This window comes from Blautia sp. MSJ-9 (assembly GCF_018919065.1).
GTDB lineage: Bacteria > Bacillota > Clostridia > Lachnospirales > Lachnospiraceae > Blautia_A.
Genome location: NZ_JAHLQG010000006.1, coordinates 52,906 through 66,441, shown reverse-complemented (window position 1 = coordinate 66,441; position 13,536 = coordinate 52,906). Strand labels below are relative to the sequence as shown.

The 13,536-nt window shown below is 40.4% G+C and carries 12 protein-coding genes; 2 read left to right on the top strand and 10 right to left on the bottom strand.

The window, feature by feature from the left end:
• Positions 1–12: 12 nt before the first annotated feature.
• The 9 genes from KQI87_RS01350 to KQI87_RS16740 all read right to left on the bottom strand — a co-directional run bounded on the left by KQI87_RS01350 (position 13) and on the right by KQI87_RS16740 (position 8,416).
• Positions 13–939: a serine/threonine protein kinase gene (locus tag KQI87_RS01350; RefSeq protein WP_216458583.1), complete on the bottom strand. Its 927-nt coding sequence runs from the start codon at positions 937–939 to the stop codon at positions 13–15.
• A gap of 15 nt (positions 940–954) precedes the next feature.
• Positions 955–1,734 (bottom strand): PP2C family protein-serine/threonine phosphatase, encoded by a 780-nt coding sequence (locus KQI87_RS01345; RefSeq protein ID WP_216458582.1) that lies wholly within the window; start codon positions 1,732–1,734, stop codon positions 955–957.
• 175 nt (positions 1,735–1,909) lie between these two features.
• Complete coding sequence (locus KQI87_RS01340) at positions 1,910–3,073, bottom strand: RNA-guided endonuclease InsQ/TnpB family protein (protein WP_216458581.1); 1,164 nt, start codon at positions 3,071–3,073, stop codon at positions 1,910–1,912.
• Positions 3,021–3,680, bottom strand: coding sequence for an IS607 family transposase (locus KQI87_RS01335; RefSeq protein ID WP_216458580.1), 660 nt, complete (start codon positions 3,678–3,680; stop codon positions 3,021–3,023). Before KQI87_RS01335 ends, KQI87_RS01340 begins: the two co-directional genes overlap by 53 nt.
• Before the next feature lie 109 nt (positions 3,681–3,789).
• The gene (locus tag KQI87_RS01330) at positions 3,790–5,484 is read right to left on the bottom strand and encodes an FHA domain-containing protein (RefSeq protein ID WP_216458579.1); all 1,695 of its coding nucleotides are present in this window, start codon (positions 5,482–5,484) and stop codon (positions 3,790–3,792) included.
• Complete coding sequence (locus tag KQI87_RS01325) at positions 5,460–6,056, bottom strand: FHA domain-containing protein (protein WP_216458578.1); 597 nt, start codon at positions 6,054–6,056, stop codon at positions 5,460–5,462. The genes KQI87_RS01330 and KQI87_RS01325 overlap by 25 nt, the downstream gene beginning before the upstream one ends.
• A gap of 151 nt (positions 6,057–6,207) precedes the next feature.
• Positions 6,208–6,939, bottom strand: a complete 732-nt coding sequence (locus KQI87_RS01320; protein ID WP_216458577.1) for a PP2C family protein-serine/threonine phosphatase — start codon at positions 6,937–6,939, stop codon at positions 6,208–6,210.
• 42 nt (positions 6,940–6,981) lie between these two features.
• Positions 6,982–8,016, bottom strand: a complete 1,035-nt coding sequence (locus KQI87_RS01315; protein ID WP_216458576.1) for a M15 family metallopeptidase — start codon at positions 8,014–8,016, stop codon at positions 6,982–6,984.
• A gap of 52 nt (positions 8,017–8,068) precedes the next feature.
• Entirely contained in the window at positions 8,069–8,416 is a 348-nt protein-coding gene (locus tag KQI87_RS16740; RefSeq protein WP_216458575.1) for a DUF2752 domain-containing protein, read from the bottom strand.
• Positions 8,417–8,805: 389 nt separating this feature from the next.
• Between KQI87_RS16740 and KQI87_RS01305 the strand changes: the two genes are divergently transcribed.
• Both KQI87_RS01305 and KQI87_RS01300 read left to right on the top strand, forming a co-directional pair.
• Positions 8,806–10,086 (top strand): serine/threonine protein kinase, encoded by a 1,281-nt coding sequence (locus KQI87_RS01305; protein WP_216458574.1) that lies wholly within the window; start codon positions 8,806–8,808, stop codon positions 10,084–10,086.
• A gap of 26 nt (positions 10,087–10,112) precedes the next feature.
• Positions 10,113–10,736: a hypothetical protein gene (locus tag KQI87_RS01300; RefSeq protein ID WP_216458573.1), complete on the top strand. Its 624-nt coding sequence runs from the start codon at positions 10,113–10,115 to the stop codon at positions 10,734–10,736.
• A 169-nt stretch (positions 10,737–10,905) separates the two neighbouring features.
• On the opposite strand, the gene yicI is transcribed toward KQI87_RS01300, so the two are convergent.
• On the bottom strand, positions 10,906–13,260 hold the full coding sequence (yicI, locus tag KQI87_RS01295) for an alpha-xylosidase (protein ID WP_216458572.1): 2,355 nt from the start codon (positions 13,258–13,260) through the stop codon (positions 10,906–10,908).
• Between the last annotated feature and the right edge of the window lie 276 nt (positions 13,261–13,536).

Here is a 13,536-nt window from a genome sequence, read left to right as displayed (position 1 = left end):
TTTTCCCCTCATTTATTTTCTATGAAAAAAGCTTAAGAATCCTTTTTCCTCTTTCTCATTCTCTCCCAGATCCTTCATGATCTGCTTCTCCGTCTGTTTCGGAACTGTAATGCCCAACTCCGATACAGGCGGTAACTTCCGTTTCATATTTTCATTCAGAACACCATAGGGTTCTTCTCCCGTCAGCATCCTGTAAAAAACGGCTGCCATACTGTATTTATCTGTTTCAGTACTCTTCTGTAACGGTACTTTTCTGTAAGAAGCAGGTACATATCTACTCCAGAAAACAGTATTCTTTATATCATCCAATGCGTCACCAGACCATGATGGATCCAGCAGTTTCACTTCTCCATTCTGACACAGGATAATGTTATCCGGCGTAATGTTTCCGTGAATAATCTTGTTCTGATGAAGCCCAGACACTGCATCCTGCAGTTTCGCCATAATGTTCTCTGCCACCGGCAGACTAAGAGGATTCTGCCTGCTCAGAAGTTCACGCAGTGTCATTCCATTTACATATTCCATTACACTGTATACTGTATTATTTTCCCGAAAGAAAGCATACACAGGAATGAGTTGCGAAATATCCTGACGTTTATGCAGTTTCTCCATATGTGAAAGGAATACATCTTCCAGACGTTTCCATAGATCCTGACTTACCTCACTCTTCACCTGAATCTGTCCCTGAGCTCTGCATGCTGTTTTAACAGGAAACCACTCTCTGATATAAACTTTCTGTTCCAGAAGTGCATCCCAGGCAATATAAAGAAATCCAATCCTGTCTTTTCGCACTGCATCTCCGATAATAAAACGCCGGTTCAAAATGGTCTCTTCCGGAATCTGGTCTGTATAAACGGAGGCTACATCTCGTTTTCTACCACAATATGGGCAGAAATCTGTCTGCTCATATTCCTCCATACATTTCATGCATTTCGGCATATCTTTCTCCTCCTGTTATCCACAATCCTGACTGATTTTCAGCAGGATCACTGTCGTATTATCCTGACCATTTCTGCCCCATCTGCCTGCAGTCTTTCGTAGTCTCTCTCCCGCAATAGAAATATTGCCTCCACTTTCCGTGACGACTGCCTCAATCTGCTCCTCTGTCAGCGTCTTGTACAGTCCATCACTGCACAACAGAAGGATGTCCCCGTCCTGCAGTTGGAATGGAATCTCATTCGTATCTATCAGAATGATATTTCCCAGACCAAGATAACTGGTCAACGCCTCTCCTCTGCTGATCTCTGAATTATAGAAATCTATATCAACCTTTCCTGCTTTTAAATTCTCCCGCAGCATAGTCTTATAGTTGTGGTCTTTCGTCAGACGTGTAAGATGCTTATTTCTTAAAATATACAGTCTGCTGTCACCTACAGACATCCAGTGCAGAAGGCCTTCGCAGATCACTGCTGACACAATGGTCGTTCCTGCATCCAACTTATGATGTTGTTCATCTGTAAGAGTACTTACCAGACGATCCATCCTTCTGGCTTCTTCTTCCAGAAACCCGGGAATGTTCTGGATCGGCCAAGCCTCTTCCAGATCTCTCAGGAAATGCTGCACAGTCTGATCACTAGCCATTTCTCCGTGTTTCAGACCACCCATTCCATCACAGAGCACTGCCATGGCAGATCTGCCATCCGTGACTGCTTTGGCTGCGTCCTGCTGATATTCCCTTGTTCCCTGATCTGTCATCGTATATGTTTCAATTTTCCATAGATTATCCAGTTCCATACGCTTCCCGTTACTGAAAACTTATAAAAAGTTATAAACTTCTATGTTTCATTCCTACTTCAACGAGTATGCTTTTGAAGATATAAATATCTATCTACTCACAAGTTCTTGTACTCTCCATAGGCGTAAATTCCGGACTAACGTATCCGTACATATTTGCATTAACGTTTCAGTGTCAGCTTGCAAATTTTTCTCCATAAGTCTTGAGATTTATAGATGCCTGGAAATCTCTGTCAATCATATTCCCACACGCACATCTATAAACTCTGTCAGATAACTTCAGATCTTTTTTGATGTTTCCACAACAGCTGCAAAGCTTTGATGATGGATAAAACCGATCAGCCACAATAAGCTGAATCCCTTTATCGCTGCACCTATATTCAAGCTGTTTTCTAAACCAAAAAAATCCCTGTGCCTGAACTGCTTTGGATAAATGTCTGTTTTTCATCATTCCGCTGACATTCAGATCTTCAATACATATAAATCTTGGTTTTCGATTTATGATCTCCGATATGGTCTGATTTAAATGATTTTTACGGATGTTTGTTAATCTGTGATTTCGTTTTAATAAAAGTTTTTCCTTTTTGATTACATTATTTGTTTTACAGTAACTTTCCCCTTTCTTATTTTTCTCGTAAGAACGAGAGATACTACGCTGTAATCTGCGTTTCTGTTTTTCTAATTTCTTTATTTTCTGACTCTTATTGATGTTCTTATACTTAGTTCCATCAGAGCAGACAGCCAGATCTTTGATTCCCAGGTCTATGCCGACTCCGTCATCATTAAGTGTTTCCCTGCAGTCAGGAAATTCTACACATACGCTGATCCACCAGTTCAATCCGTCAAAGGATATTCTCGGGTTCATATATTTAGCATTTGTCGGAATACGTCCATGTTCTGCAAGTCTTACCCAATTCATTTTTTGTTTATTTGCTTTCCTGCTGGAAGAAAAGCCTTCAAATTTAACGTGTGTATTACTGAAGCGTATCTTAACGTTGTCCTGATAGAACTTCGGCATTGATCTCTTTTTTGACTTGAATCTTGGGAATTTCTGCAAACCCTTAAAAAAGTTCTTATACGCAGTACAGGCATCTTTGATCGCCTGTTTGGTTACATTATTTGAAATACTCAATAACCACGCATATTCATCAGAATGTCTAAGCTTTGTAAATTCTTTTCTGAGTTCTGCATCTGAAAGGAATTTTCCGCCTTTTTCATAGTTTTCTATTTCCCTGGCCAAAGCCCAGTTATAAGCAAATCTTGAAGCACCTGCGTACTGAAACATCTTAGTTTTCTGTACATTGTTTGGTATCAGCATTACTTTTATGGCTTTTACCATCTGTTTCCTCCTGTATCAGTTCACGGATAAGTTTCTTAGCTATATTCGCTCGTTTTCCTTGTAATTTACAACTGAATACTGTGATTATCTGAACCAGATCTTCAACAAGTTCCTGCTGTTCGGATTTTTCAGTATTATCAATGATCTCAATCTCACAATTATAAAGTGAAGTGATATATTCTATCAGCTCAAAACCAAATCGTAATAGCCGGTCTTTATATAAAACAACAACCTTTTCAACCTGATTTTGAGATATTCGCCTGATTAATTCCTGAAGTCCTTTTTTCTTATAATTAATCCCGGAACCGATATCACTTATTATCTCAAATGGCTGTCCTTTTGCCAAAAGATATGTCTTAACATTATCAATCTGTCGTTCCAGATCATCTTTCTGTTTATGGCTGGAAACGCGACAATATCCAATTGTAATGCGGTTTTTAGGCTTTACATTTATTACCTGGTTGAGTTGCTCATCAGAATAATATCTATAGCCACTTACTGTAGTATGATGCGGATGAAGTTTTCCATTGGCATCCCAATTTCGTAATGTCTGGGCAGATACGCCTATAATTTTTGAAAATTCATGTATAGAATAATATTTACTCAAAGTATCAACTCCTTTCAATAATATCCTATTCTAATATCTTATAAAACTCAACATATACTTATATGATTTTATAATTTATATTTAACTGTTAATTTCCTTCTATGTATAGTTACCAGACAATTTTTGCCTGGATATTCCCTGCTGTAATTTCATCATTCGGCAAAAGCTTTCTTCTCCTGTTCAGGCGAACTCCGTTAACTAATGTTCCGTTACTGCTCTCCAGATCTGTGATATAAACATCATTTCCATCTGTCTCCAGTGCAAAATGCTGTCTGGACATCTTTGGATCATCGAAGTAAATATCACAGTCATCGCTTCGTCCTGCCATAGCACTTCCATTGATCGTAATCTTCAGCTCACATTTTCCATTGATCTGATCTTTCATCAGGAAAGTAACTGTTTTCTGCGGAAGATTTACCACGGAAACATGCTGCTTCACATCCACATTGGATGCCAGGGTTGCTTTGCCATCCACATAGATTACGCCTTTGTTCTTCTTGACTTTCTTATAAGTCACCACAACTACAATAATCACGCCAGCTACTACCACTGCTGCAATTCCTGCGATCAGAATGATCCAGAACGTTGTAGATTTGCCCTTTTTCGCTCCGTCCAGATCAAAGCTGTCCAGCTTTGTGATACCGTTCTTCTCCATGGAGCAGTCTGTAATGCCGGAAAAATTAATCTGATAGTTTCCTGTATACAGTTTGTCCTTGAAAGTAAGAACTGCATAAGGCGTTTCTTTCTCTGAATAAAAAACAGAGTCTACGGCAACAGCTTCGCCGTCTCTTTCTACCTTATAATCTGCCAGGTTATCGGCATTCAGAACTTTCTCAGAGAATGTCAGTTTCAGTTCGTTATCGCTCTCTTTTTCCCACTGAACTACCTGTGGTGCTTCCGTATCCGGAATCCATCTTGTAGGGATTACCTCTTTTGTATCAGTTACCTGCTGATCCAGAAATTTCACAGTCAGGTCTTCTCTTGTGTTGCTTGCTACATTGGTATCACTGTGGAAGAATGCCACGTAACTGTCCTGGACTGTATTTCGGATCTGATTCATAAGATCCAGACAAGTTCCTGAATTAAAGATACTCAGGGTACCACCTGTATTTCGGGCAAGTTCTCCGAAACTGTTGATATATTCTTCTTTTCCAACGTCTACTGCAATGGCATACATCGGAATTCCCTTATGATTCAGTTCGCTTACTGCCTCATTGGAAGTCGCCTGTCCTGTCACACAATCTTCGCCATCTGTGATCGTAATGATTACCCGGCGTTTCTCCTCTGTCTGTGCCGCCTGATCGATCATGTCTGCAGTCTTGACCAGTGTCTGAAACAGTACAGTTTCCATATCGTCATTCTTCAATCCCTGGACAACAGCTGCTGCATCCTGTGGATTCTCAGAACCATTCAACACTACATTTGATTCATCACCAAAAGTCAGAAGAACACATTTATCCTTTTCACCTTCAGATGAGATAAAATTAATGATACCATCTTTGATATTTGCAAACTGACTGTCCGGAATGGACGCTGAGATATCCAAAAGAATGTAATAATCGACACCTTCATTCAGCTCGCTGAATTGTGCGGATTTATCATAGTTCAGAGCTTCCCCACCCAGATATGCTTCATAATTCTGCTCCTGCTGGTCACTGCGGTAATACACTCTTACATCCGGCATATGTAAGGAAATCTGCTCTATCTCACAGGACTGCGCATATACATTAAATGGAAGCATCAGACACATTCCTGTCAGCAGAAGTCCTATTATTTTTCCTATTCTTTTTCTTCTCTCTCCCATGTTTCTCCCTCCACGCAGAACGGAACAAATGTAAATTCACTCTCTCCAAGTGTGATCTTGTCTCTGCTCTTTATTTCTTTTGCTTTTACAAGCATCTCATGGTTGACCATTGTGATAGTTCCACACCCAGGTGAGAGGAAAAATTTGTTGGACCTGTGATCATAGACCAGCACTGCATGTCTTTCTCTTGAAATGGCAGGGTCATCTACGATACAGATGTCCATCTGGTAGCCTCTTCCGATCCAGTTGTTTCCATTATAAATGCGGTAGTCTCTTCCTTTTTCCCTTCCCTTCGTGCACACCAGCCATCCTGTCACGAAATCTTTACCTGACTGTCTGCCGAAAACGCCGATGGTTTTCTGGTCATCACCCTTGGGTGGCTCATACAGACCGACAGTCACAGACTCTGATGTTTCTGCACTATCATCCCTCTTTGGGATCATAATTGTCACCTGATCCCGCATCTGCTCTTCATACCGGTTTCTTTCGTTTTCCAGTTTCACACAATACGGGCAGGAAGTATATTTGTTGTTGTCAAAAAAATGCCCGTTTTCACACTTTACAATTGCCATGTTTCTCTTCCCCACTCAAACTTTTTTGTTGAAGAATATTCAAATTATTTTTTAATCATAGATTTTGATTATTCAACGGATAAATATTCTATGTTCAATTTCTATATTCTTTATAAATATAAGCATCCATAGTCTGATTCCTGTAAGTATTTTACTTAGAATCAATATAAACACAAATTGCAGAATAATTATCCATATCTTTGCCCTCACCATGCTTCTGCACAATCTTCTCCATCTTCTCAAGCCATTGTGCTACACTGTAGGACTGCTTCAGGGTTTTCTCCATCTCTTTCTCTGTGATCAGTTCCCAGAAACCGTCGGAGCAGAGGATAAATGCCTGATCGCCTGTTATCTCAATAGGGTCTGCCAGTGAATAAGCTTCGCCCTCCCAAGGTGTTCCAAGAACTCGCAGGACCTTGTTTCTGTCCTTATGATGCCGAATCTCTCCTTCTTTAATCTGGCCTCCCAGAGCAAGCATCTGCGGTACGCTGTGATCCAGGGTTCTGCTTACCATCCGGTCTTTGTGGAAATAATAGAGCCTGGAATCTCCGATATGTCCCCAGCGAATCTGTTTTTCTGTAATCTGGAGCACTACCATAGTACTCTTCATTTCTTCTTTCTTTCCTTTTTGTGCTTTCTTCTGCAGAAGCCATTGCTGTGCATTCTCAAACGCATGAGACAGATACTCACTGCTGTCTCTCTCCCGCCGGAATACATCAATTGCTTCTCCTGTCACACAGGCCGAGGCTTCGTCCCCGCCCCCATGACCGCCAAGGCCGTCTGCAAGTGTAAATACATAGTTTCCTTCCATCGTACACATCTCTACAGAATCCTCATTACACTGCCTGCTGCCTGGGCGGCTTATCATTGAATAACTTATCATACTATTGGTCCTTCCATTGTTTTAGTTATCTATTCGCATTACTTAGAATACTGGCTTTTCAAAGTGCTGATAATCTATCGGATTCGTCCAATTACCTCCCCAGGTGAATCCATATTTCTTAAATGTGGAGTAACAGATATCTTCAGTACTTGCTACGATCACATGTGGCTCACCAACATATCTGTTGTTCACATACTCGTCTGCATTTCTATGGCTATTTCCCCCATTTTCCACATAAGGGTTCTGCTGTGGATTAATGTCTATTGCTCTTCCATAGCCGTGATTGGAAATACTCTCGCCACCTGTTACCGGTCTGTAGCAGAAACATGAGGTATTATTAGCTTCAATAGAATTGTTATCTGCAATATTTCCACCACTTCCTATCTGCCAGTAATCATCAATCAATTTCATAGAATTTATCTCATATTTATTATTAAATAACTCTTTGAAAATACTCCGCACATCTTCCTCAATATCCTTGTTAACAATCATCTCTCCCAATATCACCTGCTGCTCAAAATTATAATATGGGATAGTCAGATATCTAAGATCTTCTAAGGCAATATCGTCATTGTCACGATAGGATTTCCCGTTAATTCTGTTAAAAATCTCATCGCCTCTTTCGATTACAGAGGAAGTAAAATATTTATCGATATTTATAATTTCATCATCACTGATTGGCTCGTTGACTCTTAGATGTACATCTGAAAATGCTGAATCTCCTGATGATGGAGAAAGCATTCCTTCTTCCTGCGTTATCTCTGTCTGTGCCTCCGCTGCCTGTGCTTCTTCATTCTGCTGGGCAACTTCTGTCTGGGTTTGCTGTAAAGTCTGCACCTGCTGCTTTAAATCTTCCACATCCTGTTCAAGCTGAGTTATCTTCTCATCCTTTTCACTTACCTGACTTTTGACTGCCTTATATTTTTGTTTAATTTCTGTCTTCTGCGACTGTAAATGATCATAATTTCTTTTTGTCTGTAAATACAAAAATCCTTCCGCCACGGAAATTCCCGCCAGTACAATACAAAGCACTGTAAGAATGATAAATTTCACACGGCTCTTTCTTTTTTCAAGCATCTTGTTCCTCCCTCGTACTTCTCACAAAGATTTCTATCTTAATCTTAATTGATTAAATTTTCATCCATATCCATCTTCCAAGAAAAATCAGTCCAGCTACCAGCAGCATTACATTTTCCTGTTTAGCTCCAATGTGAAGCCATTTCCGAAACTGTGTCCGGAACACATAATAGACTCCTCCCAGAATCACAATTGGAAATAATGGATGATACGCAAATGCCTGTCTGAAATCCAGTTTTAATACAGAAATTATTGCCCGTGTCATGCCGCATCCCGGACATTCGACGTGCAGAAATAACTTAAACGGGCATCTGTAAAACAGACAGAATAGAAATATCAGCAGTATTTCTCCTGCTCTCTTTCCAATTTCTTTTATATTCAATGTTTTCAAACTATTCATACGCATTTTCTGACAAGCGGATAAAATCATCCGCTTCGCTACGTGGCTCTACACCAAATAACTGCTCCGCAGTTTGGTTAAACTATATATTCTTACTCATTATAATACATGTTTTCATGTTTTTCCACTATGCAGACCATCATTTTATGCGCATATTTAGTTACTGTTCACTCCGTGCCCAGTAACACGCTTCGCGATGCACAGACTTTATGCTAATCGCATAAAGTCGCGCTGTATGTCTCGGGATTTTGGCATATTCATGCCAAAACACCTCGCGGGATAGTGGCGTGTGAATAGTAATCACAGTTATGCTATTACTGCTTTTATTTTGGGTTGTATTACAAGCATTTTGTGATTATAATAAAACTATCTAACACAAGGAGTTACATATGAAAATAGAAAATTTATGCATACACTGCATGCAGGAAAAAAACAGTGCCAGTGAAATCTGCCCTTTCTGCGGATTTGATCCGAAAACAGCAGAGATCCCACCTTATCATCTGCAGCCATTTTCCATTCTTGCAGGGAAATATCTGCTTGGTATGGCAATTGGAGAAGGTGGTTTTGGCATTACTTATATTGGTATGGATCTGAACCTGGAAATGAAAGTTGCAATCAAAGAATATTATCCGAATGGTTGCGCAACCAGAAACAGATCTGAAAGTAATACCGTCGTTTCTTATTCAAGTTCTATGCATGACATATTTGAAGAAGGACGGGAGAAATTCATTAACGAAGCACGGCTTCTGGCAAAGTGCAATAACTTACCTGAAATCGTTTCAGTAAAGGATTTCTTCAAAGAAAATCATACCGCATATATCGTAATGGAATATATCGACGGAATAACCCTGAAATCCTATCTGAAACAAAATGGAGGAAAACTCTCTGCTCAAAAGACGTTGCAGATGATGCAGCCAGTAATCCACTCTCTGGCAAAAGTTCATGATATGAATCTGATCCATCGTGATATCAGCCCTGACAATATCATGCTCTGTAAGGACGGATCAATTAAGATTCTGGATTTCGGCGGTGCCAGAGATTATATTTTCTCAACCGGAAAAAGTATGTCCATTATGTTAAAACCGGGATATACACCGGAAGAGCAATACCGTACCCACGGAAATCAGGGTCCCTGGACAGATGTCTACGCACTGTGCGCCACAATGTACCGCTGCATCACAGGAACCATTCCTCCGGAATCTCTGGAACGCGCCTATCATGAGAACCTGCAGCCAGTCCGGGAACTTGCTTCTGACTGCCCGCCTGCTGCTGCCTATGCAATTGAAAAAGGTATGAGTATTCATACGGAAGACCGTTTCCAGTCCATGCAGGAGTTATATTCTGCACTTTATGAATCAGAAAATTTCACAGAGATTCCGAAACCTGCACCAAAACCAGCATCAGTACCATCCGAATCTGGTAACACCAAGAAGAAAAAATCTAAAAAGAAAAAGAAATACAGAGGGCTTAAAGTTATCCTTATTCTTTGTATTCTTGTCATTATTTTTATGTGGGTCATGTATCTGACTCAGGATCAGACGATCAGCATAAATATAAGCGCTCAGAACGAAACTTCCGATTTTATAGAAAGTTGCAATGAATCGCCAGAGATTACAGTTGCTGCTGATACTGCTGAAGCTGATACAGAGGAAGATATGAATATTATTTAGGCAATAAAGAAAGAAGGAATTTCCACATGAATAAACTGTTCACAACGATCATATTGATCACCGGTCTTCTGGCGGCAGTCTGTCTGGGTGCTTCTGCCATACACAGCAATACTGCCGGAGATATTATAAAAAATAATGTTACCAGTCTTCTGGAAGATACCACATTAACGGATTCCGAAGATAGTGAAAACAGCTTACTGAAAGATCTGGTACATAGTCTGGCAGGCGAAACTGCCAAAGTTGTTGGAGATCAGCTTGTTGAAATCAAAGAAGTTTCCCGATTGCTTTTCATGTATAAAATCAGTTTTATTGTACCCTGCATTTTTTCTGTTTTATCTGTAGCAATTTCAGGATTATTAACAAAGCGGTGGAAATATCTGCTCAGTTACGGATTTTGTTTACTGAGTGGTATCTTTTTAGTTGTAACGGATTTTCTGTACATCCCATGGCGGATCAAATCCAGCATTCCGGATATTATTTCCGATTACATCCAGGATATTTCCATTACCTTTACTGATCTGTTCAAAATCATGGTACATTCCAGCGGCATCACAGTATTCCTTGGAATCATCTTTCTGCTTCTTACCGCAGTGATCAACTTAACCGCATATTTTGTAAATAAGGATATCTACTTATCAAAAAACAATTAGATTTTTGAGTAAAAAAACAAAGACAGGAGGTTCATCAGTCCGTCACTGACAAGCCTCCTGTTTCTTATTCCTGTTTTTCTTGTTTTTCTTATTCTTCTATTTCCATTTTATCCAATTTTCATCCAGGCCTGTACGCATTCATCTGAAGAATTCTGCTCGTTTTCACAGATTAGAATGTCACCTCTGTCTTAGAACCTTCTGCTGCCAGAATAATTCCATCTTCTGTATCCTTCACTACATTTCCACCTTTAACTGCTGAAACTTCATGAATATTTCTGAGCAGATATGTCATTCCCGGATTCTCTTTGGTTGTTTCCAGAGTCAGTTTATTTTCCTCTTTTACTGCATTCACTGTAAATGCAGATTCCCCTGTACGTGTCACTACTTCACAGGAGCTTGTTCCATTCAGTTCATAAACCTGGATCTGTACATCTTTCTCCAGCTCATAATCAACAGTAGTATCTACTGCACCGATCGGAAGCAGAGTATTTTCTCTTACAAATACAGGCAGTGAGAAGAAGTCATAATCTTCTTCATACCATCTTCCACCATCTTTTACCTCTCCGCTTAAGAGATGAGTCCATTTTCCGGCCGGCAGATAGTATTCTGCATGTCCTTCTTTATTGAAGATTGGTGCAACCAGAATGCTGTCGCCTAACATATACTGCATATCCAGATATTTTGTTGCCGGATCATCGTTAAATTCCATGATCATTGCACGCATGGACGGGATACCTGTTCTGTGTGATTTTACAGCCATAGAATACAGATACGGAAGTAATCTTAATTTCAGTTTTGTAAACTTACGGCATACATCTACAGCTTCCTCATCAAACAGCCACGGTACACGGTAGCTCTTGGATCCGTGAAGACGGCTGTGTGTGGAAAGAAGGCCAAACTGCAGCCAGCGTTTGTATACATCCGGTGCTGCTGTCATTTCAAATCCGCCCATATCATGGCTCCAGAAGGAGAATCCAGACAAAGTAAAGGACAGACCGCCACGTAAACTCTCGGCCATAGATGCATAGGTTGCCGAACAGTCTCCGCCCCAGTGTACCGGGAACTGCTGTCCGCCTGCTGTCGCACTTCTTGCGAAAAGGATTGCTTCTCCTTCTCCTTTTACTTCTTTAAGCAGACTGAACACAGCCTGATTGTAAAGGTATGTATAATAGTTGTGCATAGAAACAGGATCAGATCCATCATAGTATTTCACATCGATCGGTATTCTCTCACCAAAATCTGTCTTAAAGCAGTCAACGCCCATATCCAGCAGAGTTTTCAGTTTGTTCTGATACCATTTCACTGCATCCGGGTTTGTAAAATCAACCAGTCCCATTCCCGGCTGCCAGTTATCGATCTGCTTAATACCTCTTCCGTCCGCACGCTGTACCAGATATCCATTCTCCAGACCTTCTTTAAAGAAATTGGTTCCCTGTGCAATATACGGATTGATCCATACGCAGATCTTCAGACCTTTGTCTTTATATCTCTTCAACATTCCAGGTACATCCGGGAAGATTCTGGAATCCCATTCAAAATCACACCAGTGGAATTCTTTCATCCAGAAGCAGTCGAAATGGAACACGCTCAACGGGATATCTCTGTCTGCCATTCCCTGGATAAAGGAGTTGGTTGTCTCTTCATCATAATTTGTTGTAAAAGATGTGGACAGCCATAATCCGAAAGACCATGCCGGCGGCAGTGCCGGTTTTCCTGTAAGGTCTGTGTAGTTCTCGATCACACCCTTGATGTCATCGCCATAGATAATATGATATCTGATCTCTTCGCCTTTTACAGAGAATCCAACATTTTCTACTTTCTCACTTGCAACTTCAAAGGAAACATGATCACTGTGATCTACGAATACGCCGTAATGTTTGCTTGTTACATAGAACGGAATATTCTTATAGGAAATCTGGGAAGCTGTACCGCCATCTTCATTCCAGATATCAACAACTTGTCCATTCTTTACAAACGCTGTAAATCTCTCTCCCAGACCATATACACATTCTCCCGGTGCAAGGGAAAGCTCAGTTACCATATATGGCTGATACTGCGCTGCCATATAGTTCGGCTCCGGGAATTTCGTCAGAGTGGCTCTGTCATACTGCATATAACCAAGGTTACGGAATCCGATGTTTGTGAGAACTTTTCCGTCTGCTTCATAAGTAATCTTGAAATCTTTCAGGTTAACTCTTACTGTCATTCTTCCGGCTTTCATTACCGCTTCTGAATCCGTAATTTCTACTTCTGTTTCCTGTGGATCTTCATTCAGTTCGTATCTCGGCTCACCTTTTACGTAGCCTTCATAGTGATAGCTTCTGACACTGATAATATCCTTACGTATGGAAGTAAACTCTGTAGTGATGGTTCCTACGTCCAGAGCACCGCCTCTGTCATTGATCTCACGGAACGGAGAAACGATTCTCATTCCGCCCGGAATTGCTTCCGCTGTAAAAGCCTGCATCGCATAGGATGCGTTTGCACGTTCATTCTTCTCCCAGTAACCTTCTGTGAACTTCATTCCTGATCCTCCTGTTTTGATCAAGCGGGTAAAATCATCCGCTTTGCTGTTTGTCATAACCAGATAGATGCCTTGCTGTCCGGTTAAAATTAGGTTTCTATTGTCTCTTTGAGTTGTTTAATTATGAAGCAGAAACGACTCATTTTGTTATTCTCAATATAACCCGTTTTATGTGCAGTGTCAACATTTTATTCGCTATTTTCCATTATTTTATTGTAAGTTTTCTTCATAACCTTTAATAAAACAAAAAGCACTTTCCCAAAGCTTTTCCGTCCA